The sequence below is a fragment of the Pseudomonas sp. PGPR40 genome, assembly GCF_022014505.1.
Taxonomy (GTDB): Bacteria; Pseudomonadota; Gammaproteobacteria; order Pseudomonadales; family Pseudomonadaceae; genus Aquipseudomonas.
On record NZ_JAKLSP010000037.1, the window covers coordinates 32,237 to 56,098 of the forward strand.

The following is a 23,862-nucleotide window of genomic DNA, read 5'->3' on the forward strand; positions in this document are numbered from 1 at the left end:
AATGACCGACCAGACTACCCGCCTGCCGATCCGCCGCGCCTTGATCAGCGTTTCCGACAAGACCGGGATCCTTGAATTCGCCAAAGAGCTCGAAGCCCTGGGCGTCGAAATCCTCTCCACCGGCGGGACGTTCAAGCTGCTGCGCGACAACGGTGTTGCCGCAGTGGAAGTCGCGGACTACACCGGTTTCGCAGAAATGATGGACGGTCGGGTGAAAACCCTGCACCCGAAAATCCACGGCGGGATCCTCGGTCGTCGCGGTATCGACGACGCCATCATGAACGAGCACGGCATCAAGCCGATCGATCTGGTTGCGGTCAACCTGTACCCGTTCGAAGCCACTATCAACAAGCCAGGCTGCGACCTGCCGACCGCCATCGAAAACATCGACATCGGCGGTCCGACCATGGTTCGTTCGGCTGCCAAGAACCACAAAGACGTGGCCATCGTGGTGAATGCCAGCGATTACGCCAACGTCCTGGAAAGCCTCAAGGCCGGCGGCCTGACCTACGCTCAGCGTTTCGACCTGATGCTCAAGGCCTTCGAACACACTGCCGCCTATGACGGCATGATCGCCAACTACATGGGCACCGTGAACCAGGCGGCTGAAACCCTCAGCACCGAAGGTCGCAGCGAATTCCCGCGCACCTTCAACAGCCAGTTCATCAAGGCTCAGGAAATGCGCTACGGCGAGAACCCGCACCAGAGCGCGGCGTTCTACGTTGAAGCCAAGCCCGCCGAAGTCGGTATCGCCACCGCGACCCAACTGCAAGGCAAAGAGCTGTCGTACAACAATGTGGCCGACACCGACGCCGCGCTGGAATGTGTGAAGAGCTTCGTCAAGCCGGCTTGCGTGATCGTCAAGCACGCCAACCCGTGCGGCGTGGCCGTGAGCCCGGACGCTGAAGGCGGCATCCGTCAGGCTTACGAACTGGCTTACGCCACTGATACCGAATCAGCGTTCGGCGGCATCATCGCCTTCAACCGCGAACTGGATGCTGAAACCGCCAAAGCCATCGTCGAGCGTCAATTCGTCGAAGTGATCATCGCCCCAAGCGTCAGCGAAGAAGCTCGCGCCATCGTTGCAGCCAAAGCCAACGTGCGCCTGCTGGCCTGTGGCGAGTGGTCGGCTGATCGCGTTCCGGCCTGGGACTACAAACGCGTCAATGGCGGTTTGCTGGTGCAGAGCCGCGACATCGGCATGATCGGCAGCGAAGACCTGAAAGTGGTGACCAAACGTGCACCGAGCGAACAGGAAATCAACGACCTGATCTTCGCCTGGAAAGTCGCCAAGTACGTGAAGTCCAACGCTATCGTCTACGCCAAGAACCGTCAGACCATTGGTGTCGGCGCTGGCCAGATGAGCCGCGTGAACTCCGCGCGTATCGCAGCGATCAAGGCTGAACATGCCGGTTTGCAAGTAGCCGGTTCAGTAATGGCATCGGATGCGTTCTTCCCGTTCCGCGACGGTCTGGACAACGCAGCCAAGGTCGGCATCACTGCAGTGATCCAGCCAGGCGGCTCGATGCGTGATGCTGAAGTGATTGCTGCAGCCGACGAAGCTGGCATCGCCATGGTGTTCACCGGCATGCGCCACTTCCGTCACTGATTTGTTTGCTTGATCGTACCCACGCTCTGCGTGGGCACGCAGCCCGGGACGCTCCGCGTCCCTCGGACGCGGAGCGTCCGCAGAGGCATTCCCACGCAGAGCGTGGGAACGATCTGCCCCCACAGAATTAGCGTCATCCGAGGTTTTTTGAAATGAATGTTTTGATCATTGGCAGCGGTGGCCGTGAACACGCCCTGGCCTGGAAAGTGGCTCAGGATCCGCGCGTGCAGAAGGTTTTCGTTGCCCCGGGCAACGCCGGCACCGCCATTGAAGCCAAGTGCGAGAACGTCGCCATCGACGTGCTGGCTCTTGAGCAGTTGGCTGACTTTGCCGAGAAAAACGTTTCCCTGACCATCGTCGGCCCGGAAGTGCCGCTGGTCGCCGGTGTTGTCGATCTGTTCCGCTCCCGTGGCCTGGATTGCTTCGGCCCGACCGCGGGTGCTGCGCAACTGGAAGGTTCGAAAGCCTTCACCAAAGACTTCCTGGCGCGCCACAAGATCCCGACCGCCGATTATCAGAACTTCACCGAGATCGAGCCGGCCCTGGCTTATCTGCGTGAAAAAGGCGCACCGATCGTGATCAAGGCCGATGGCCTGGCCGCCGGTAAAGGCGTGATCGTTGCCATGACCCTGGCCGAAGCCGAAGACGCCGTGCGCGACATGCTCGCAGGCAATGCTTTCGGTGATGCCGGTTCGCGCGTAGTGATCGAAGAGTTCCTGGACGGCGAAGAAGCCAGCTTCATCGTCATGGTCGACGGCAAGAACGTGTTGCCGATGGCCACCAGCCAGGATCATAAGCGCGTCGGCGACGGCGACACCGGCCCGAACACTGGCGGCATGGGCGCCTACTCCCCGGCACCGGTCGTCACGGCCGAAGTCCATCAGCGGGTCATGGACCTGGTGATCTGGCCGACCGTGCGTGGCATGGCCGAGGAAGGGAACATTTATACCGGTTTCCTCTATGCTGGCCTGATGATCGACAAGGCTGGTAACCCAAAAGTTATCGAGTTCAACTGCCGTTTCGGCGATCCTGAGACCCAACCGGTGATGCTGCGTTTGCAGTCGAGTCTGGTACTGCTGGTCGAAGCGGCCCTGGCGCAAGCGCTGGACAAGGTCGAAGCGCAATGGGATCCACGTCCGAGTGTCGGCATTGTATTGGCTGCTGGCGGATACCCGGGTGATTACGCCAAAGGCGCTGCCATCAACGGCCTGGATGCAGCCGCGACACTGGAAGGCAAAGTCTTCCATGCCGGTACTGCGCTCAAGGACGGTCAGGTAGTGACCGCCGGTGGTCGGGTGCTGTGCGCAACCGCCATGGGCACCAGCGTCGATGCAGCCCAGCAGCAGGCTTACAAACTGGCGGCTAAAATCGACTGGGAAGGCTGCTTCTATCGCAAGGACATTGGCTACCGCGCCATTGCCCGCGAGCGTGGCGAAAATCAGGAATAAGCCATCCATTCGGCCAGGCAAGGGCTTGCGGCCCTTGCCTGACTATTCCCGCGCCGCGCATAGTTATACTCTGGCATTAACCTACGAAGGGATTTCGCCGTGCGCTGGCTCAGGATTGCCATAGGCTTCACCGTCACTCTGCTGACCTTGCTCTGCATGCTCCCGGCCCAGGCCGCGCAAGGCAGTGGTTGGGCGGTATTGCTTGACGAACAGGGCGATCTGCAGCTGAGCGACATCCGCTCCAACCGCTACACCAATCAATTCAGCCCTATCGAACTCGACCGCCTCACCGCGGCCGCGCCCGAGGGTGCGCTCTGGCTGCGTTTCAGACTCGCACCAGGCAAACACGAACAATTGCTGCGAGTGTTCGCACCGGACCTGTCACGCCTCAACCTGTATGTGCTCGACGGCGATCAGTTGATCGATCAATCGAATACCGGTACCGGGCAGCCCCAGGCCGAACGCCCCTTGCCCAGCAGCGATTTCATGTTACCGCTGCCACAAAGCGACAGAACCCTCGATGTCTATTTGCGGTTGGTCTCCGAACATCAGCTACGGCCTTACATCACCTTACAATCGGCGGTCATGACCGCCGCCACCCAGAACCAGACGCTGATCTACGGCCTGCTCTTCGGCTGCCTGGGGATGCTGATCCTGCATAACCTCACCCGTTACATCTACACCCGCTCGCGCAGCAGCCTCTGGCTCGCGGCGTGCGAAGGGTTGTTGCTGCTCAGTCTGGTGTTGTTGCTGAATATGGCCGGCGCATGGTTGCCGAACTCGCCCGTCGTGCAAACACCCGGTGCCTACCTCGCCTTGCTGATGACCGCGCCTTGCGGCCTGATGTTCGCGTACCGCTTCTTCGCCCCGCTCGGCCCCCACCCGTTGAACAAGCTGCTGCTGGGGGACATCCTGTTCATCATGGTCTGCGGCCTGCTGTTGTTGTTCGTCAACACGCTGCCGCTGAACATGATCACGTACGCGTTGGTTGCCCTGGCCGGTCTGAGCATGTTGTTCGTCAGCGCCCATCACTGGCAACACGGTTATCGCCCGGCGCGCCTGTTCGTGGCGGCTATGGTGGTCTTCAACCTCGGCACGTTGATTATTCTGCCGGCGTTGCAGGGACTGACCCTTGTCGCTCCGCAAGGCCTGATCATCATTCTGCTGGTGTTTATCTGTATCAGTGGCCTGTTGATGAGTGTTGCCCTGGGCGAGCGACAGCGCAGCATCACCGAAGACCGTTTCAGCATCAGTCGTGACCTGGCCGCCAGCAACGCCGAGATCAACGCCAAAGCCGAATTCCTGGCGAAGATCAGCCACGAAATCCGCACCCCGATGAATGGCGTGCTGGGCATGACCGAACTGCTGCTGGGCACACCGCTGTCGGTCAAGCAACGCGACTATGTGCAGACCATCCATAGTGCTGGCAACGAGCTGCTGACACTGATCAACGAAATTCTCGACATCTCCAAACTCGAGTCCGGGCAGATCGAACTGGACGACGTGCAGTTCGACCTCAACGCCCTGATCGAAGATTGCCTGAGCATCTTCCGCGCCAAGGCCGAACAGCAGAACGTCGAGCTGATCAGCTTTATTCAGCCGCAGGTACCCCGCGTCATCAGCGGAGATCCGACGCGCCTGCGCCAGACCCTGCTGAGCCTGCTGGAAAACGCCCTGAAGAAAACCGATGAAGGCGAGATTCTGATCGTCGTCGCTCTGGATGAACGTAGCGCCAAACCGCGGCTACGCATCGCCGTACAGGACAGTGGCCAGCCAATGGAGGCGGAAGAACGCGATGCACTGATGCATGCCGAACTGCACAGCAAGCACTTTCTCTCGGCCACCAGCCTGGGGGGCAATCTTGGGCTGGTCATCGCCCGTCAGTTGATCCGTTTGATGCAAGGCGAGTTCGGCATCAAGAGCGGCGCTAATCAGGGCAGCACATTGTGGCTGACCCTGCCATTGGACCCGGATCGTCTCGAACATCCGACCTCGGACCTGGACGGTCCGCTGCAAGGCGCACGCGTACTGGTCGTGGACGACAATGACACCTGTCGCAAAGTGCTGGTGCAGCAGTGCAGCGCCTGGGGCCTGAATGTCAGCGCCGTGCCGTCCGGCAAGGAGGCCTTGGCGCTGCTGCGCACCAAAGCCCACTTGCGCGATTACTTCGACGTGGTCCTGCTGGACCAGAACATGCCCGGCATGACCGGCATGCAACTGGCCGCCAAGATCAAGGAAGACCCGAGCCTGAACCATGACATCCTGCTGATCATGCTCACCGGCATCAGCAACGCTCCGAGCAAGATCATCGCGCGCAACTGCGGGATCAAACGCATTCTTGCCAAACCGGTGGCCGGCTACACACTCAAGACCACGCTGGCGGACGAGCTGAACCAGCGCAACAAAGGCTTGCCTGTCTCACAACACCTGCCTACCGGTCCGACCCTTCCGGTCAAGGTGCCCAGCGATTTCCGCATCCTGGTGGCCGAAGACAACAGCATCTCGACCAAGGTCATACGCGGCATGCTGGGCAAGCTCAACCTGCAACCGGACACCGCCAGCAATGGCGAAGAAGCCCTGATGGCGATGAAAGCCCAGCGCTACGATCTGGTGCTGATGGACTGTGAAATGCCGATCCTCGATGGTTTCTCCGCCACCCAGCAACTGCGTGCCTGGGAAGTCGGCAACCAGCGGATTCGCACCCCCGTGGTGGCGTTGACCGCACACATCCTTGCCGAGCACAAAGAGCGCGCGCGTCAGGCCGGCATGGACGGGCACATGGCCAAGCCGGTCGAGCTGTCGCAGCTGCGCGACCTGGTCGAGCATTGGGTTGCCCAGCGTGATCAGCAGAACCGGGCAGCGGTTCAGACCTCCTGAGCCGACAACCCCCACAACGCCTGATAGACTCCCCCTCGACTTTCCTTGCCAGTGAGCTTGTCCCATGCTCCACGTGTTGTTCAGCGTTTACCTGAAGATGCTGGTGCTCTACAGCCCGTTCTTCGTGTTGTCCTGCTTCATCAGTTTGACCCGCGGTTATTCGCGCAAGGAACAACGTCGCCTGGCCTGGAAAGTGGCGATTGCCACACTGGTTTCCAGCGTCTTGCTGTACTTGTTCGGGCGGGTGATCTTTGACGTGTTCGGCATTACCGTGGATGCATTCCGTATCGGTGCCGGCAGTGTGCTGTTCATTTCGGCGCTGGGCATGGCCCAGGGCAAGTCGGTGGTGCAGACCGACAATGTGCAGCAAGACGTGACCATCGTCCCGCTGACCATTCCGCTGACCGTCGGCCCCGGCACCATCGGCGCCTTGCTGGTGATGGGCGTGGGCCAGCCGCACTGGGACGACAAACTCACGGCCATTCTCAGTATTGCGCTGGCCAGTTTCACGGTCGGGGTGGTGTTATATCTGTCGAGTCGCATCGAGCGGATTCTGGGTGATCAGGGATTGCAGATTGTCAGTCGGTTGATGGGGCTGTTCGTGTGCGCGTTGGCGGCGCAGATCATTTTCACCGGGGTGAAGGGTTATCTAGTGCCATAACGGCAGCGACAGCCAGAAGCCAGAGGCGTGAAGCCTCTGGCAACGTAAATGATTTAAACGGGCGAAAACTCCATAAAAATAGCTTCTCTGAGAGCGTCGAGGAACTTGATGCTCTCAGCTTCTTTCCTCAAGTCCTCTTCGTGAATGGTAAAGAGTGCTTTGCCTCGATAGATCTCGACATCAGAGCTACTCCATTCGACAAAAATAACTTTTGTATTGTTGGCCGATGTGTCGTAGCGCACCGTGCCTACGGCCATCGTGACTTCAGCTTCATCGTCTTGCTTGCAAACGGAAATACCAAAATTTGCGCCACTGGCTTCAATTGCATGACGCTCGAACAGTTTTACCGCATCGGGTTGTTTCTTTAGCGCCTCAATGGTTTTCTCCGCTACAACTTTCAACGCACTCCCTGCGGGCCCCGCCACGCCACCGATAGCAGAATAAACAATATCCAGTGCTACGTTATCCATCGTCAACTTGGAGATGGAGGACTTGTACTGAGTAAAGGCGCTGTGATATTCGGTCCAGCCCATGGCGAACATCAGTTTTTTGAAACATTCGTAGCGGGCGACTTTCTCTGTTTTACCTGGAAACAAAAGCCTTGAAGCAATATCGGCGTAAGCGTATGTATTTTTTACGATGCGCTTGTTGCGTCTCGTCATCCCCTCCAAAAAGCCAACGATACCGCTGCCCATGATCGCGGCATTCAATTCATCCCGATCAATGGGTAACTCCACTGCCGGGCTTGCCGAACGCGGCTGAATCTTTGGGCCAAGCAGTTTCAGTTTAGTCTGGCACTGCTCAAGGCATTGATCAAAATAGGCGTTCAACTCAATTTCATTCATATCATTCATCTCTAAATCCATTTAATTTAAATAAGCAAGACAACCTGAACCAGATCACCGAATAAAACTTATCGCATCAAACAGAGTCCTTCAACACCAATAAAAAACCAAAATGTAACTAACTTCAAGATTATTTTTCCGTACCAGCATAGATTTGCCGGGGATCAGCCGGCAATGAAGGCGAGTAATAGAATGTTTTAAGTTGGGCATTCCAAGTGGTGGATGGTGATTTAAAAATTGTATAGCCTGAACTTTCCTACAAGCGTTATTTATTGGTTCAAAAGGAGTTAACCATGAAGCTTAATAAAACAGAATACCTGAACTTGACGGCATACTCCGAAGCGTTCGAACGTGACTTTTTGGTAAAGAAGACAAAGACTGTTCAAAGAACTGCAACGCTGAATTCGCCAGGGGCCGCCGGATCATTGTTGGGGGGTAATCTGATCAGCACGGCAAGGGACGTGTCACGTCAGGACAAACGAGACGTCAACGCCAGCGTGCGGTATGCGCAGTGGTATGCGAGTCAGGAGCGCGATCGTCAAACAGATCCCCAGGGTTGGTTCTCCCTGTTTGCCATCACGCTTTGGTTTATGGGCTGGGAGTACGAAGACGACAGGGTCGTCGAGAAATATTACAGAAATTTCTCCGGCCAGCTAAGTCAGGCTTATTTGAATGTGATTTCTGGTGTTAACAGTCAAATGGCAGAAGTTACGAGAGACATGTTTGCCGCCCTATTGGCTAATACATCAGCCCTTTGGTCATTGTCCAAAGGAAGCCTGCGAGGCAAGGAGTTTGCGATTGCACCCGTTCAATATGATAGCCAGGGGCGATTGTCATTGGGTTTGAATGATTATTCGTTATGGGCACGAGTCCAGCGCGAAGAATTTCTGTTTTGGGACTGGAACGAGAGCAACGTAACGCTCACGCATCGGGCCGTGCCATTCTCTTTGAACAGAGCAAGGTTTGAAGAGGTCCGTCCAACGTTAAATGACCGACTCGACATTATCGCTGACGCAATATTCGAGTTTTATTCGGAACATCTGTGATGGGTGACCGCAAAATTAATTGAAGGGAGCAAGTGTTTGCGACACGCCGTCTTAGGAGAGTGCAATTAGTTTTTGTCATTTCCTTATGAAGACAAACCGACAGCCATTCACACACTGAACAGGTCCAATGTGTGAATGGCTTTCAGAACTTAACGTCCTACTGCTTCAGCTTTTCCTACCGGCAAAAGCTTATTGAGCAACACACTATTCGAGGTGTCCTTTCTGGCGAGCAGGGCATTGACTAGTGTCGCCACCGCAACGGATTGATAGTCGTCCACAGCCAGGAACACATCCCCACGCAGAGCTGGATCCAGCGAAAATACCTGACGAAAGATCAGACTGTGTCCGCTATCGGAATCAACAATGACCAAATGATCATCGACCCGATTCACCCATAATTGATCCGTAACCACGATATCCCAGATCAATTTTCCTAGAACCGAAGGCGGGTGATCGAGTGAATAGCGGCAATCGACGATGACCGATTCAAGTTTCAACCACGTCGCTTTGGTAAGCCGACAGGTTGTTGAGCCTTGACCCATTTTTAGAACCAGAATGCTGACATCATCGGCAATCAACGGAAGTAGGTCCTTGCCCATCTTCGGTCCTTCGACCGTTAATACTTCGGCGTTTCGCTGAATATAGACAAGGGGCCCAACCTTGTTTTCTTGCGGATAGGTGTGCAAGAAACCCTCCCCGCGCTCGTGCAGCATCACATTGGTTTGATTCCGGGTGCCCACCAGCGCGTATTGCGCAGCAATCGGCGGAATCCGGATCAACCGTCCAGTCCGAACCACGTACCACTGCAAGTAGTCAGGGTCTTTGACAGAAAGAAAATCCGCGCATCGATGTTCGTTCGCCAGTGCCGCCAGGCCTTCACGCAATTCACCTTCCAGTGCCGCGACCCAATGGGTATCAACGCCCGCAATCCGTGCCGGTTGGTTGTACTGTAAATCCACCTCCACGCCTTCAAGCGTCGTTGCCCTCAGGCCAGCGCCTTCCACCGTCACGTCGATAAAGGTCCAGGGCGCCCATTCCTGCGTCGGGGCCGGCAATGCCTCACCCTGTAACAGTTTCGTTCCTTGGGCAAAAGCGGCGTTCAAGCGGTCCGGATCGACAAACCCCTGGCGGACAATCTTGCCGGTTGAAAGATCGAACAGCCAGACGGCGTGGTTGTCCGGGGTAATACTCAGCAACCGTACTTCTTTCCCATGCCCCAGGTCAGCGAGTAGCAGTCGATCATCAAGGTACCAGGCGCACAAACCGGCATCGCCCTGAAAGCCAGTCAACCCAAGGATGGCAAAACTCGATACCGGGTACTGTGTCGTCACTGTTGCCAGTGCGGACCACCATTGGGGTCGGTTCTTGAACCAGGTGTCGGTCAGTCCGCCCAAGCGCAAATACCCATCCGGCATCATATTAAAGAACAGGCCGGAGTCAGTCAGCGCGAGGTAGCCCTGCTCAACGGCAATAACATTTTTCAACCCCTGAGGGGCGATTTCTCTGGAAGACCATTGGGCGCGACCATCCACCATCGACCTTTGCTGTCGCACGAGTCTTGCGGCTAACCTGTCGTAGGTGACAAATACTTCGCCCCCGCCCCCAGCGGGAGCAATGAGCAGAAGGTCTGCCAACGCCTTGATCGAGTCTGTCCATCCCCGCGCATGGTGACGCCTGGCAGGCGCGCGGATGATCAAGCCATCACCGTCGCGAACCCAGACCAGATCCCGATACTTGTCATCCAGCTGCCAACAAATCGCGACCAGTGCACCGGGACGCCAGTTCACGGTATTCGCTGATTCTTTCGGCAACATATAGTCGCCTAGCACCTGCTTCCAATCAGTCAATGTGTCCGCGTCCAGAACTGGCTGCAGTGCAGGAACCAGATCCAGGGTAATTGAGCTTAGCCACACGGCCCCGTCATGGATCAGATAAGTCAGTTCAGTGCGCTGGCCGTTCTTTTGAGTGAGTTGCTGCACGATCTGAATGCCACCATTGACCATGGCCTCACAGCGAACAATCGCCAAATCCTCTCTCATCAATAAACGATAGCGCTGGACCGGCGTTCCCGTGGTTGCATCAACCTGCCAGACGTAGACATTCCTGGGGTGATAGAAGTAGGCCGAGCCCTCCACCACCGCCCCCAATACAACCTCATCGGCAAATAGCGCATTCGGGTCGCGCATGTATAGAAAACGATCCTGGGCCGAATCGTAAAAGGCGGTGACCGCCCTGGGTTCGTCCGGATTTTCGAATGGAACCACGAACTCATGAACGGGGGTATAAGGCATCGCCAGTCGATGTTCACGGGCCAGTGACTTGAAATGATCCAGCAACGCTTGCTCCCCGAACGCCGGATCCGCATCTTCTTCCACCAACACCAGCCGCCGGTTAACAAAATCAACGCGCATGATCTTGTTGCCAGCCAGCTTGAGTAACACATCGTGAACGCCGCCCCCCCCAAATTTCATACCCAACGTGGCTGATACGAGGCCACCCAAAGGTTCTATCCGGATATCTGCCTCTTTCAACCAGGGAGCCAGCAGTATCCAGCGCATTGCAAATTGACCCGGTGCATCGAGTTCCAGGCTCACACCCGGGTTGAGCAACACGGAACATTGAGCGCCCGCCCCTTCTATCCGGTAAGAAACCATGCCGTGCCACGCCTTCGGCAGCGCAGGCACCACCAGCGAGCGCTCGATGTTGTCGAGACGAACGTTGAAAACAGTTGGTTTGTAAATGGGGTTCAGCCGGTTGACCGCGTACTCACCGGGAAATGAGTAGAACGAAAACAGAAACTGCCTTTGCCCCTGTTCGTTCTTTTTCTCCAGCCGACGCGCCGTGTCGAATCCACCGGCATGACGAAACGTGACAAACGGCAGCCACTTATATTCGTAGCCGTACCAGGTCTTGGGCGTGCAGGGCAGCACGATCGTTTGCCCGGCCTGCGGTGAGAAAGCTGCCGAATCAGGCAATCCAAGGCCCTGGCGAATATCGGTGGCACGTGCGTAATCCACATCGAAATCCGGAACCCCGAAATGGTCTCGCAGCGGGAACAGCTTCGGGCTGTCGAAACGGACAGTGGAGTCCTGCAAATCCAAATCGGCGAATACCAGCAATGGATGCGCAATCCAGGCATTCGACGCCTTATCCAGGTGATAACCGCCTTGTAAATAGGCCTTTTCCAGCCCGTCAAAGAACAGCCCGACCTCCTTGGCCTCCTCTGCAATAGTGGCAAAACCTTCGGCCAGCGCAGTAACCCCCACCGCCAACCCGCCCAGAATCACCCCGCCGCCTCCCAATACCGCAGCAACCGTACCCGCACCTGCAAGTGCGGCGCCCAGACCTGCGGCGGCCAATACCACGCTGGCGGAGTCAAACGCCAATTGTGTCCCGAACTGCGCCTTTTCAATGTCATTGGCCGCATGGCTCAACTGGTAAATATCAAACCCGACATTCACCAGCCCCAACACCGTACCCACCCCTTCGTTGGCAATATGCCCCAAGGCTCTTTGCACAAGCGGTGCGCTGGTCCGGGCAATCAATTTTTCATCGTCCAGCGCCTGGCGAACCAGTTTGACAATGCCAATGACATCCACAACGTTGCCATGGGCCAGTTGGGCATAGTTCACATAAGCATGCAGGCGAATGGCGGTGGTCAGCGCATTGTCACCACCGCTTGCCGCGCCTTCATGATGACGCAGCGCGTTCATCAAAGCCTGTAGGGTGAAACCGGCATTGAGCGTATGGACGCTGCCTGCTTCAGTCGGATCGCCCCCGGAGACTGGCGCCCGTTGTCGGCTGGCCAACGTCTCGAAAAGCCCGGAGAGAAATGTCTTTATCCTGAGGAACCGGTGATCATTCGTCGTGACATGTGCCATGGCCTGCCCAACCTTGGGATCGACCAGACTGATCTTGTATTCCCCAGCCGGTGTAACCTCCAGCGTCTCGAACAACGGTACGCAATCCGAGGACAACGTGTGCTGGGCCTGCAATTGCCTCGTCGCCTGCGCGATCTGCTCTCCCCACCAATGGGCATCCAGCTCCTGCAAAGAGCTGCCCAGCGCTACATTGTTCACCAGCGATCGTCCACGGGCACTGGCCACGCGTTGTCGAACCCGTGACAGCGTTTGCTCAGGCAAAGCACCTGGCGTGGACAAGCTTGACACTTCGATACCGGACGCAAGCACCCTCTTGTTCAGGCTGACGCCGTCGAGCTCGATCAGATCAAAAGTCGGCCTCTGCGCATCGCCAAAGGCGGCGTAATGCCTGGCCATCTGCTTGCTGATGAAAAAGTGCGTCAATGCATTATTGAATGCCAGCGGTGTAACACATTCGAAGATTCCGAAATTCGGGTCATAAAGAAGATAAATGCTGTGCTCGCCTTCAAGGATTTTCGCCACCAGCATCGAGTGGTTATCCGAGTTGAGCATCATGGTAGTGGTGGCTGTTTTCTCTTCCAGCATCGCTACGATCCGAGTCAGATCCGAGCGCACCAATGATTTGCCTATGTCACCAATAGAGGCATCACGCAGCTCTTCGATCAGGTTCACAAACACCCTTGAATCACTCGCCTCAGGCTCAGTGACGGCCAGGTAAAAACGCTCGCGCAGGGTGTTTGCCGCCGTGTTGCCTTTGTGAAGCGCAGCAGCCATGGCCAACGCCAATGGGTAACAGCGCCCCGCGACCCGGTCGCCCGCGCCTTCGAGCAATAAGTCCTGTGGCACCATTTTGAAACTGCCATGATCGAAGCTTGCCAGCACGTCTTCCATTTGCTCGCTGATCCGGTCGCGGTATTCGAGTTTCGCCACGTGCTGAATTTTGGCCACACTACGCCCCCACTCAACCAGGGTCAGTGGCTGGTCGAGTGCCTGCCGCTTGAGTTCGACACTGGTTTCGGAGAGGGTCGCGTGCGGGTTGGAAGTATCCGCCAACCCTGCCAGAAACGCCGGATGGTGTTGCTTGAACAGTTCCTGCTCAATAGCCCCATAACGATGAGAAACGCCCAGCTCAGACACCGTATTCGCCAGGTTCTCCAACCCGGCGCTGACGACATCAAAGCTGCGTTGATCCAGTGCCTTTGCCCCTACCAGCGCCCCAATCAACAACCGCTGCAAAGGGTTCAGTTGCTCGACCCGCAAGGATCCCTTGCCGATTTGGCGAAGCAATTCATCGATCGGCAAATCCCGAGTCGTCGCCTCATTGGGAGACGTCGGCGGCGGGAGCTCAACCGCTTGCGCAATGATAGATTGCCGTTCATCGAAACTCAGCTGCAGTGGCTGTTCGAACGTTACTTCACTCTCGGCACGTTGGCTCATTGCCTGCAAAAATGGTTTGCCAAGATGACCCGCCAGGGACTGCAACAGGTCAGTCGACAACACATGCCGACCTTCGATCACCGGCCAGCCATTGTCGAAATGGATGGCCTGGTTTTTGAGTAACTGATCCAGCTTGCCGATATAGCGCGCCTTGAACTGCCCCGCCTCCCAACGCTGCTTTTCTCTATTCAGCCATTGGCTGGTGTCGCTTTCGTTCTCCTTCCAGGAATGATCCAACTCTTCCTCGGTCGCCCGGTTGACGGTTGCGATGGCTGGAATAGCGACTTCAGCCCGCGAGGCTTCAGCGCCCCGCGGGGTGAAGTGCATCTTTTCATAGTCCGCCAATCCATCGCGCATCGCAGCAGGCCCGGTCAGATAGATCGTCACTTCACTCTGGGGACGGATACCGTCGCTGTAGTACGCTGCGGCAGCCTCAACCAGGAATCTGACCGCTATTTCTTCCTCCATTGGGAGCTCATGCAAAGGGCCGAACCTTTTCTCGACCACCTCCTCGGCAAGGCCACTGATGGCTTCAGCGTCGATAAGCGCAATCTTTCTTTCAATGGCCAACCGGGCGGTGGCATCGACCACCTCATAATTGAGTCTGAAACGATCAAGAACGGCCTTGAGCATTGCGGAACCGGGATGAGCCATCATGAACGCATTGCTCAACGTGCTTTGCTCGGCAACCGCTCGCAGCCCATCCGGCCGAACCTTACGCTCTACCGGTGGGCGGAAAACTTCGCTGATCTGCGGTTGGCTTTGGGCGAAACGCTCCAATGCCGCGCGATGCTCCACGGGAATTTGCTCGAGATAGTTTGTGTACTTGCTGCGCACAGTCTGACGTCCCGGCATCCATTCGGGTTGTTCATCCAGTACCAACTGCAGAACACCCAGTCGTGCATCCGAACCAAACCGGCTGATATCCACACCGCCCAGCGTTTCCAGCAACGGTGGCAGGTTATCCACATCGGCGTAGTTGCCACCTTCGGCGAACAGCGCCTCGGCGCGCACAACATCGGAGGCAGCAGCAAAATTGCCACGCAGGCTGATTTCTCTCGCGTAGATAGCTTGCAAGTACAGCGGTGTCGCCATGGTGGCGAGATCGCGCAGAACAATACCGCCCTCACCCAATGCCACCAGGCTGCGGCGGTTGCTTTCCCTCAGGACTTTTAAACGGTCTTCATTTTGGCCGTAGCCTCGAACCAACAGCCCGATCCTGGCGTCGTCGGCGTTCTCGCCGCTTTCTACCGTTTTGTTAATGTGCGCAAACATTTGTTGCTTGAGGGCGATGACCCGCTCTTCATACTTGTCGCCCAGTTCAATCGCAGTGCTACTGGCCTGCCCACCATTAAGCATGGCATCAGCCTTGGCCGCCTCGACAATAATCCGGTTGGTTTCGTAAGCCAGCAACGCATCGCTGTCATACCAGAGCTTGAGGGTGTAACCCTGCCCGACCAAAGCTTGTTTCCAGATATTGATATAGTCGCGCTGAATATCTCCTATACCACCGCCGAGCCAGACGAAGTGCAAATTGTCAGGCACTTTGGTTGCCGGAGTTTGCAACTGCTGGACCCCACTCGCGAGACGAACTTCGAAACCTTCAAGTCGTTCGTAGATATCGGTCAAATCGGGCGTTGCGCTCTCGGGAATTGATTCCGTGGTTCGCCGCCGTCGGCCGATTGGCCCAATGAAAGAAGCCAAAGTTTGCTTCAACAGGCCAAGTGGCTCCAGCAGCCTGGGGGAATCGAGCAAACCGATGCAACCAAAATAATACCTGAATACAGCCTCGTACTCGGCCGTCCCTTTGTGCGAAATCAAAGCACGCTCGAGCTCAGAAACTTTAAACAGTTTAACGAACTTGACGGGACCACTCGCGTACGGAGTATAGAAATGACTATTAGACAAAATGCTCTCCTGCCATCAATACAGGCAAATAAATATTGAAAGCCAGACACACAAAACAGGCAATCCGGCTTATATCCGCAATGAAAATCGTTTTTTTCGGGCGCACAAAGACCGTCCGGCAATGACACCAAATAGCTGCATTCTTTTCGAACGAAACTGAACCCAACCAATATTGCAAAGCAAGCGCTTCACCCGAGACAAACTAAATCGTGTGCACGGGCACTTCAAATATGAAGAAATTCAATTAATTTCAATACAATCAAATTCAAAAAAAATAAAACCTCGCATTACAGTAGTTACCTACGCACCCACACAATCCAGAATGCTGAACCCTGCAACAAATAAACGGCTTTACTCGTCACGCACAAAATATAGGCATTCAACTACAGAAAAGGACTACACGAATAGTGAGAATCAGCAACAAACAACCGTCGAAATTCTTCTCGGCAAGAGTAATAAATCCGACAAGAACTGTTGAAATAGATGACGCTTCAATCTTCAAGACAATCGAAGTTAAAGGGCAGGCAGCCAAAGGGTAGAAACTTTAATGACAAGCGGCCCCGACAGGGCCGCTGTGGCTCAGGAGGCAGGTTTGGTGCCATACCAGCGCGGTGTGTAAACCCAGTCGCCACCTTCGGCGCGGGGGAACACGCAGGTGGTGGACGAGCCGATCAGCACCATGGTGCGCATGTCCACTTGCTCCGGCGTGAGCGCGCCGAGTGTGGTAACACGCAGCGTCTGGCCGGGCCGGCCGACATCACGGCCCAGAACTACCGGAGTTTCAGGCGTGCGATGCTGTGCGACGATTTCCAGAGCACGGCCCAATTGCCACGGGCGCGAACGGGAAATCGGGTTGTAGAAGGCCAGCGCCAGATCGGCTTCGGCGGCCAGGTCCAGACGCTTCTCGATGATCGACCATGGCTTGAGGTTGTCCGACAGCGACATCACGCAGAAGTCATGCCCCAATGGCGCACCGGCCTGAGCAGCCGTCGCCAGCGAAGCGGAAACCCCCGGCAGAATCTCCAGATCGACACTGTGCCACGTCGGGTCATTCGACTCGTGCAAGGCTTCGAGCACCGCAGCGGCCATGGCGAACACACCGGGGTCACCGGACGAGACCACAATCACCGACCGCCCCTGGGCCGCCAGTTCGAAGGCGTGACGGGCACGCTGCATCTCCTCGCGGTTGTCGGTGCAATGCAGCACTTGATCCGGCCGAAACGGGCCGGCCATGCGTACATAGGTTTCATAACCGAGCACATCAGTGGCTTTGGCCAGTTCAGCCTTCACCGCAGGCACCATCAATTCGGCAGCACCCGGGCCCAGGCCGATCACCGCTAGCCGACCGCGAGGGCGGCCGATCTGTGCGATGTCCAGCGGTTGTTCGGCGATCGCCAGCGCCAGGTTAGCGTCGATCGGGATAATTGTCGCGCCGGGAACGGCCGCGCAAGCCAACTCGCTGGCATCGCTGGCATCGCTGGCGGGCGATGCAAAACGCAGCGGCACCCCCAGCTCAAGCGCCGCTTCGCGCAACGCCGGGCTGGCCATCTCCGTGATCGGCGCCAGCAAGCACGCCAGCGATTGAACGGCGACTTGGGCCCGACGCAGCGCCGCGCGAATCACCTGGGGCAAATCCACCACACTGGCACTGACCGCCAACAACACACTGCGCGGGTAGATTAACAATTCATTGGCGGCCGGCGTCCGTTCGGCGCTGCCGACATGGATCGACAAATGCGCCTGAGGATCTTGCGGCAACTGTGCTTGCGCCAACCAGGGCGCAGCGCCTTCGATGCGCACGTGTTCGCCGGCCAGCAAGTCCGAGACGAAGCGCTTGCCCAGCTCCAGATCGCCCAAGGCATAACCGCTGGGTGGATTGAGCAGGCAGGTGCCGAAACGCAACTCACCGCTGGTGGTAATCGCCGCCGCGACGTCGAGGCCCGCGGCAATCTCACGCGCCATGACATTCACTCCGCCGAGACCGCCGAGCAGTGGCACCACGGCGCTACCGTCTTCGGCCACGGCCAGCACCGGTGGTTCCGCACCTTTTTCCAGCAGCAATGGCGCCAGAGTGCGGATCACAATCCCGGCGGCGCACAGGGCAATGATCGGCGTGTCCTGTTGATAAAGTTCGCGCAGGGTCGCGCCGAACTCGTGATAAACACGGTCCGCGCCATCGACCCGTTCGGCCAGGCCATGGATCAGTGCGCCCGGGTACACCTGCTGAATCTTGCGCGCGGTCGCGAGGCTGCCATTGCCGAGAATGACAATCGCCGGGGCGGTATGGGCCATCAGCCTTGCCACCTTTCACCGGGAACGATGATCAGCGAGAAGTACGGCGAGGACATCGGCTCGACCTGATCCAGTGGCACGATTTTCTGATTGGCCATGGTCGCGCGTTCGACGTACAGCGCACGCTCCGCCAGGCCCAGCTCTTCGAGCACCTGACGGACCTTGGGAAAGTTGCGCCCCAGTTTCATGATCACCGCCGCATCGGCATCGGCCAGTCGCCGCTTGAGGTCTTCGTGGGGCAGCACACCCGAGAGCACCGACAGGCTCTGATTGCGATACACCAGCGGCGCGCCGAGTACCGACGCACCGCCGAGCATCGAGCAGACGCCCGGCACCACTTCGGCTTCATAGCGTTCGGCCAGGCGATCGTGCAGGTACATGTAGGAGCCGTAGAAGAACGGATCGCCTTCGCAGATCACCGCCACGTCACGGCCCGCATCCAGATGCGCGGCGAGTGCTTCGCCGGCCGCATCGTAGAAATCGCTGATCACTTGTTCGTACGACAACGGCGCCGGCAGCGCTTCGGTGGTCACCGGGTAAACCAGCGGCAGCAGGGTTTGTGCGTCCTGCAGATGCGCTTCGATGATGCCGAAGGCGTTGCCTTTCTTGCCCTTGGCGACGAAGTACGCCACCACCGGCGATTCGCGCAGCAGGCGCAAGGCTTTGACAGTAATCAGTTCCGGATCACCGGGACCGACGCCCAGGCCAATCAAACGTCCAGGTTGCTGCATCATTCGATCTCCGTGGCGAGGGCGTTGACGGCGGCGGCGGCCATGGCACTACCGCCCAACCGGCCTTGCATGATGACGAAAGGCACGCCACGGCTGTCCGCCGCGAGCATCGCCTTGGATTCGGCGGCGCCGACGAAGCCCACCGGGAAGCCGAGGATCAGCGCCGGTTTTGGCGCGCCGGCGTCGAGCATTTCCAACAGATAAAACAGCGCGGTCGGCGCATTGCCGATCACCACTACGCTACCTTCCAGGTGCGGACGCCACAGTTCCAGCGCGGCGGCGGAACGGGTGTTGCTCAACTCCCGGGCGAGTTCCGGAACGCTGTCGTCGCGCAGGGTGCAAATCACTGGGTTATTGGCCGGCAAACGCGCGCGGGTCACGCCTTCGCTGACCATCCGCGCGTCGCACAGAATCGGCGCACCAGCCGCCAACGCATCGCGCCCGGCCTTGCCGGCGCCTGCGGAAAATTGCAGCCCGTCGATGGCCTCGACCATGCCGCAGGCGTGGATCACCCGCACCGCGAGTTTCTCCAGATCGGCCGGAATGCGCGCAAGGTTGGCCTCGGCGCGAATGATCGCGAAGGAGTTGCGATAGATCTCCTGACCGTCGCGGATGTAATCAAGCATCAAGGGGGCTCCGTGAGCGGGCATCGAGCAAGGCCGCGACCGCTTCAATAGTAAGATTGCGTGCGTGCAGCGCGCCGAAACCCGGCTGCGCTGCGTCGCGAAAATAGAGGTCGTAGTGACCGGGTGAGACGGCCAGCAACGTCGCTGGCGTGATGTGCGCCGCCGCGCAGGAACGCGCGCAGCCAGACAGATGCACATTCAAGACTTGGCCGTGACGTTGCAGCAACGTCGCCAGTTGCAGCGCATCGCCTTTGGTATCGGAGTGGCCTTTGCCGCAACCCGCTGAACCGGTGCAGGCAATCAGATGCGCCAAGGCATCGTCTGCCGAACAGCGCAGGCCAAAATTTTCCAGGCTGTGGATAACTTGAGCGGCGTCGTCTTTGTGGATATCTGGCAGCAGCAGGCTTTGCCAAGGTGTGAAACGCAGGCTGCCGTCACCTCGTTGGCGGGCCAGTTGTGCCACGCCCCGAAGCATGGCGTGATCGAGCCGACCCAGAGGCGGTGTCGCGCCGACATAGACACGATCGGTTTCACGCTGAGGATGAGCGCCAATGTGTGGAACGCTCGAGTGCAGAACGTTCGAGTTCGTAACGCGCGACCCGCTCACGATGGACAGCAGCGGCACACGTTCGGCCACTTGAGCGACAAACCCGGCCACCGGGTATTCGGCCAGCAGATGACGCATGCGCGTCTGGTCCGGGCGCGCCAGATCGAGGAATAGCTCCAGCACCGCGATCACCAGCGCATGCCCGTCCTCCAGTCGCACCGCGCCCGACGGAGTCTGCGTCGGGCAACCCGCCAGACCGAAGGCCAGCACGCACTCGCCCTCTTGCTCAACGGCGCTCAACCACAGGTCATGAGGATGTTCGAGCATCGCCAGGCCTTCGCCGCCATCGAGTTGCACGGCAAATTTGGCGCTCAACTGGTGAAAACGCTCATGGCTTTGCAGGCTGGTGAGGATCTGTTCGGCCAGCGGGCGCGTATCGAGCAACATCTGCCGGTCGATCCCGGCGCTCGGGCTGAGCATCAGGTTGCGCACATCGTCACCCGCCGCGGTACGCGGGCCCAATCCAGCGGCGAGCAGGCTGTCGATCAAGGCCGTCTGTTCACTGGCAATCCCGCGAATCTGCAGATTGGCGCGGTTGGTCGCCTCGATCACGCCCCCGGCAAACCGTTCGGCTGCGCTGGCCACCGCTTCAGCCTGGGCGGCGCTGATCGAGCCGCCGTTCAATTTGATCCGGCAGATGCCGCCATCCAGCGCCGGGACAATACGCAGCAACCCCGGGCAGGCCGAGGGGCGTAAGGCGGTGGACATCGGGCGTTCGTTCAAAGGGGCGACCGGCTGTGTGGGAAAGGCGCTTCGCGGGCGAAGGCGCGGTATTATGCCTGCTTTGTCCGACGGCATGAAAAGCCTGCCCGTCGGAACAGTCCGTTTGTGGACTTTTTTTGAGGACGGCAGATGTCACCCTGGCTGACAGTAGTAGGTATCGGTGAAGACGGCTTCAAGGGCCTGGGCAAGAATGCCCGTCGCGCCCTGCTGGGCGCCTCGCGAATCTTCGGCGGCCAGCGGCAACTGGATTTGTTGCCGGTGTGCATTCGCGGCGAGCGGCAATTGTGGCCGAGCCCGTTTTCCCTTGAGCCGTTACTGGCACTGCGTGGCGAGCCGGTGTGTGTGCTGGCCAGCGGCGATCCGATGTTCTTTGGCGTCGGTGCCAGTCTCGCGCGACAAGTACCCGCCGGGCAGATGCTGATTCTGTCGGCGCCCTCTTCTTGCTCCCTCGCGGCAGCGCGTCTGGGCTGGCCGTTGCAGGACGTGGTGACGCTTTCAGTAGTCGCTCGCCCCGTCGCCGCACTCAACGCTCATTTGTTCAGTGGTGTGCGCTTGCTGGTGTTGAGCAACGACGGCCAGAGTCCGGCGGCCATCGCGGCATTGCTGCGCGAGCGCGGTTTCGGGCCGAGTCGCCTCACCGTACTGGAACATCTGGGTGGCGAAGCCGAACGACGCATTGAGGCTGTCGCCAACGACTGGACTGACCCGGCGATCGCCGACCTGAACCTGATCGCCATCGAATGCATCGCAGAACCGAACACCCCGCGCCTGTCCCGACTGGCCGGCCTGCCGGACTCAGCCTTCCAGCACGACGGCCAACTGACCAAACGCGATGTGCGCGCCATCACCCTCGCCCGCCTCGCACCGACACCCGGCGAATTGCTGTGGGATGTCGGCGCTGGTAGCGGTTCCATCGGCATCGAGTGGATGCGCGCTCACCCGAGTTGCCGGACGCTGGCCATCGAAGCGAATGAAGATCGGCAGTTGTTGATCGAACACAACCGCGATGCCCTCGGCGTCCCCGGTCTGCAATTGATTCGCGGCAGCGCGCCGCAAGCCCTGACCGGACTCGAACGTCCGGACGCGATTTTCATCGGCGGCGGCGTGACCCGCGAAGGCGTACTCGACACTTGCTGGGCGCAACTCAAACCCGGTGGTCGGCTGATCGCCAACGCCGTCACCCTGCAAAGCGAAGTGACCCTGATGGCCTGGCGCGAACAACATGGCGGCGAACTGACCCGCATCCACGTCGCTCAAGCGCAACCATTGGGCGAGTTCGACACCTGGCGTCAGGCACTGCCGATCACCTTGCTGGACGTGACGAAACCCCTCGATGCGTGACGAAACCGCCGAACAACCCGCCCCGCTGCGCAGTGGCCTGACCACCGGCAGTTGCGCCACCGCCACCAGCCTCGCGGCGGCACGCCTGCTGCTCAGCGGCGTCGAAGCGGACGCCGTCGAGATCATTCTGCCCAAAGGCAAACGGGTGCAGATGCGCCTGGAATTCTGTCGGCTGATGAACGACGGCGCCGAAGCCGGAACCATCAAGGACGCCGGCGACGACCCGGACGTAACCCACGGTGCCCTGCTCTTTTCCCAGGTGCGCCTGCACAGCGAGCCAGGTATTCGCTTCAGCGCCGGCCGTGGCGTGGGCACCGTCACCCGGCCCGGGCTGGTGCTGAACGTCGGCGAACCGGCGATCAACCCGGTGCCGCGCAAGATGATCAGCGAGCACCTGACGCTGCTGGCCGAGGAGCTGGATTACCCGGGCGGCTTCGAGGTCACGGTAAACGTCGAGGACGGCGAAGCCCTGGCGCTGAAAACCATGAACCCGCGACTGGGGATTCTCGGCGGCTTGTCGATCCTCGGCACCAGCGGCATCGTCCGGCCGTTCTCCTGCGCGGCTTACATCGCCTCGATCCACCAGGGCATCGACGTCGCCAAAACCAACGGCTACCTGCACATCGCCGCGTGCACCGGCAACGCCAGCGAAGACACCATGCGCCGAGTCTATGACTTGCCGGAAATCGCCCTGATCGAAATGGGCGACTTCGTCGGCGCGGTGCTCAAACATTTGCGCAAAGTGCCTGTGGATAAACTCAGCCTGTGCGGCGGCTTCGGCAAGATCAGCAAACTGGCGGCCGGGCACATGGATTTGCACAGTCGGCATTCAAGCATCGACCTGCCGCAACTGGCCGAATGGGCTGCGGCGGTGGGCGCCGATAAGGCGTTGCAACAGGCGATCCGTGAAGCCAATACCAGTCAGCAGGCGTTGGCCATGGCCAGCGCTGCGGGGATCGCCCTCGGCGACGCGGTGTGTCAGCACGCTCTGGACTTTACTCGCAGCGTGGTGCCGGCGCAGGTTCAGGTCGAAGTGTTCGCCATCGATCGCCAAGGCGGGATTGTCGGCCATGCGGGAGTTTTTCAATGAAGCGCGTGTTGTTGCTCGGCGGCGTCACTGAAGCATTGGCCATCGCCCGAACCCTGGGGCCGGAACACATCTATAGCCTGGCCGGTGTCGGTCGCGTGCCGACGGATCTGAACTGCCAGGTTAGGGTTGGCGGCTATGGCGGCGCTGAAGGTCTGGCGCAGTTCATCCGGGATGAAGACATTGACCTGCTGCTGGATGCGACCCATCCCTACGCCGCACAAATCAGCCAGAACGCCGCCACCGCCGCGAAGTTGAGCGGCATTGCGTGCTGGGCTTTGCGACGTCCGGCCTGGCAACCACACGCCGGGGATGACTGGCGCGAAGTCAGCGACTGGACCGAGCTGATCGAAGCGCTGAAACCCTTCCGCCGACCGCTGTTCACCCTCGGACGCGAACCGCTGCAGCACCTGCACGAAATCCCGCCGGAGCAATTCTGGACGTTGCGTGCGCTGGATGTTTATCCCGGGAATGAGCGCTGCGAAGTGATCGGCGCGCGCGGGCCGTTTCTGATCGAGGATGAACGCGAGCTGTTCGAGCGTCGGCAGATCGACGTGCTGATCAGCAAGAACAGCGGCAGCACCGCCACCGAGCCGAAACTGGAAGTGGCGCGGGAACGTGGAGTGCCGGTGCTGGTGTTGAAGCGGCCGGTGTTGCCGGGGGTTGAGCGGGAGTTTGGGGCGGTGGATGACATCTTGGCGGCTTTGTCAGTGTCAGACATTTCCTGAGCCTGCACGACCTTG

Annotated in this window: 14 protein-coding genes; 8 read left to right on the plus strand and 6 right to left on the minus strand. The window is 58.7% G+C overall.

All coding sequences use genetic code 11. The features are described from left to right. Position 1: 1 nt before the first annotated feature. From purH to MEB48_RS25860, 4 genes are all read left to right on the plus strand, one after another. Positions 2-1,609: a bifunctional phosphoribosylaminoimidazolecarboxamide formyltransferase/IMP cyclohydrolase gene (gene purH, locus MEB48_RS25845; protein ID WP_237886624.1), complete on the plus strand. Its 1,608-nt coding sequence runs from the start codon at positions 2-4 to the stop codon at positions 1,607-1,609. 152 nt (positions 1,610-1,761) lie between these two features. Beyond that, the gene (gene purD / locus MEB48_RS25850) at positions 1,762-3,057 is read left to right on the plus strand and encodes a phosphoribosylamine--glycine ligase (RefSeq protein WP_237886625.1); all 1,296 of its coding nucleotides are present in this window, start codon (positions 1,762-1,764) and stop codon (positions 3,055-3,057) included. A 99-nt stretch (positions 3,058-3,156) separates the two neighbouring features. Beyond that, positions 3,157-5,934 (plus strand): hybrid sensor histidine kinase/response regulator, encoded by a 2,778-nt coding sequence (locus MEB48_RS25855; protein ID WP_237886626.1) that lies wholly within the window; start codon positions 3,157-3,159, stop codon positions 5,932-5,934. Positions 5,935-5,998: 64 nt separating this feature from the next. Continuing rightward, on the plus strand, positions 5,999-6,595 hold the full coding sequence (locus MEB48_RS25860; RefSeq protein WP_237886627.1) for a MarC family protein: 597 nt from the start codon (positions 5,999-6,001) through the stop codon (positions 6,593-6,595). A gap of 53 nt (positions 6,596-6,648) precedes the next feature. On the opposite strand, the gene MEB48_RS25865 is transcribed toward MEB48_RS25860, so the two are convergent. Next, positions 6,649-7,449 (minus strand): hypothetical protein, encoded by an 801-nt coding sequence (locus MEB48_RS25865; RefSeq protein ID WP_237886628.1) that lies wholly within the window; start codon positions 7,447-7,449, stop codon positions 6,649-6,651. A gap of 284 nt (positions 7,450-7,733) precedes the next feature. Between MEB48_RS25865 and MEB48_RS25870 the strand changes: the two genes are divergently transcribed. Then, the gene (locus MEB48_RS25870; RefSeq protein ID WP_237886629.1) at positions 7,734-8,486 is read left to right on the plus strand and encodes a hypothetical protein; all 753 of its coding nucleotides are present in this window, start codon (positions 7,734-7,736) and stop codon (positions 8,484-8,486) included. 149 nt (positions 8,487-8,635) lie between these two features. Here MEB48_RS25870 and MEB48_RS25875 read toward each other — a convergent pair whose 3' ends face one another. From MEB48_RS25875 to cobG, 5 genes are all read right to left on the minus strand, one after another. Further along, complete coding sequence (locus MEB48_RS25875; protein WP_237886630.1) at positions 8,636-15,712, minus strand: TcdA/TcdB pore-forming domain-containing protein; 7,077 nt, start codon at positions 15,710-15,712, stop codon at positions 8,636-8,638. A gap of 579 nt (positions 15,713-16,291) precedes the next feature. Then, on the minus strand, positions 16,292-18,004 hold the full coding sequence (cobJ, locus tag MEB48_RS25880; protein ID WP_237886631.1) for a precorrin-3B C(17)-methyltransferase: 1,713 nt from the start codon (positions 18,002-18,004) through the stop codon (positions 16,292-16,294). Beyond that, entirely contained in the window at positions 18,004-18,735 is a 732-nt protein-coding gene (locus tag MEB48_RS25885; protein WP_052965857.1) for a precorrin-2 C(20)-methyltransferase, read from the minus strand. Before MEB48_RS25885 ends, cobJ begins: the two co-directional genes overlap by 1 nt. Further along, the gene (locus MEB48_RS25890; protein WP_237886632.1) at positions 18,735-19,361 is read right to left on the minus strand and encodes a precorrin-8X methylmutase; all 627 of its coding nucleotides are present in this window, start codon (positions 19,359-19,361) and stop codon (positions 18,735-18,737) included. Before MEB48_RS25890 ends, MEB48_RS25885 begins: the two co-directional genes overlap by 1 nt. Then, positions 19,354-20,676, minus strand: coding sequence for a precorrin-3B synthase (gene cobG, locus MEB48_RS25895; RefSeq protein WP_330932726.1), 1,323 nt, complete (start codon positions 20,674-20,676; stop codon positions 19,354-19,356). Before cobG ends, MEB48_RS25890 begins: the two co-directional genes overlap by 8 nt. A gap of 144 nt (positions 20,677-20,820) precedes the next feature. Between cobG and cbiE the strand changes: the two genes are divergently transcribed. From cbiE to MEB48_RS25910, 3 genes are read left to right on the plus strand one after another with little or no spacing between them, the layout of a single operon-like run. Next, complete coding sequence (cbiE, locus tag MEB48_RS25900) at positions 20,821-22,032, plus strand: precorrin-6y C5,15-methyltransferase (decarboxylating) subunit CbiE (RefSeq protein ID WP_237886634.1); 1,212 nt, start codon at positions 20,821-20,823, stop codon at positions 22,030-22,032. After that, positions 22,025-23,122, plus strand: coding sequence for a cobalt-precorrin-5B (C(1))-methyltransferase (locus MEB48_RS25905; protein WP_237886635.1), 1,098 nt, complete (start codon positions 22,025-22,027; stop codon positions 23,120-23,122). Before cbiE ends, MEB48_RS25905 begins: the two co-directional genes overlap by 8 nt. Beyond that, positions 23,119-23,847 (plus strand): cobalt-precorrin-6A reductase, encoded by a 729-nt coding sequence (locus tag MEB48_RS25910; RefSeq protein ID WP_237886636.1) that lies wholly within the window; start codon positions 23,119-23,121, stop codon positions 23,845-23,847. The genes MEB48_RS25905 and MEB48_RS25910 overlap by 4 nt, the downstream gene beginning before the upstream one ends. Positions 23,848-23,862 lie beyond the last annotated feature (15 nt).

What these genes read in the sequence shown, in the direction of transcription:
- MEB48_RS25910 (WP_237886636.1), top strand. Translation starts at nt 23,119, where the DNA reads ATGAAGCGCGTGTTGTTGCTCGGCGGCGTCACTGAAGCATTGGCCATC.
- cobG (WP_330932726.1), bottom strand. Translation starts at nt 20,676, where the DNA reads ATGTCCACCGCCTTACGCCCCTCGGCCTGCCCGGGGTTGCTGCGTATT.
- purH (WP_237886624.1), top strand. Translation starts at nt 2, where the DNA reads ATGACCGACCAGACTACCCGCCTGCCGATCCGCCGCGCCTTGATCAGC.
- MEB48_RS25860 (WP_237886627.1), top strand. Translation starts at nt 5,999, where the DNA reads ATGCTCCACGTGTTGTTCAGCGTTTACCTGAAGATGCTGGTGCTCTAC.
- MEB48_RS25890 (WP_237886632.1), bottom strand. Translation starts at nt 19,361, where the DNA reads ATGCTTGATTACATCCGCGACGGTCAGGAGATCTATCGCAACTCCTTC.
- purD (WP_237886625.1), top strand. Translation starts at nt 1,762, where the DNA reads ATGAATGTTTTGATCATTGGCAGCGGTGGCCGTGAACACGCCCTGGCC.
- cobJ (WP_237886631.1), bottom strand. Translation starts at nt 18,004, where the DNA reads ATGGCCCATACCGCCCCGGCGATTGTCATTCTCGGCAATGGCAGCCTC.
- MEB48_RS25905 (WP_237886635.1), top strand. Translation starts at nt 22,025, where the DNA reads ATGCGTGACGAAACCGCCGAACAACCCGCCCCGCTGCGCAGTGGCCTG.
- MEB48_RS25885 (WP_052965857.1), bottom strand. Translation starts at nt 18,735, where the DNA reads ATGCAGCAACCTGGACGTTTGATTGGCCTGGGCGTCGGTCCCGGTGAT.
- MEB48_RS25870 (WP_237886629.1), top strand. Translation starts at nt 7,734, where the DNA reads ATGAAGCTTAATAAAACAGAATACCTGAACTTGACGGCATACTCCGAA.
- MEB48_RS25865 (WP_237886628.1), bottom strand. Translation starts at nt 7,449, where the DNA reads ATGAATGATATGAATGAAATTGAGTTGAACGCCTATTTTGATCAATGC.
- cbiE (WP_237886634.1), top strand. Translation starts at nt 20,821, where the DNA reads ATGTCACCCTGGCTGACAGTAGTAGGTATCGGTGAAGACGGCTTCAAG.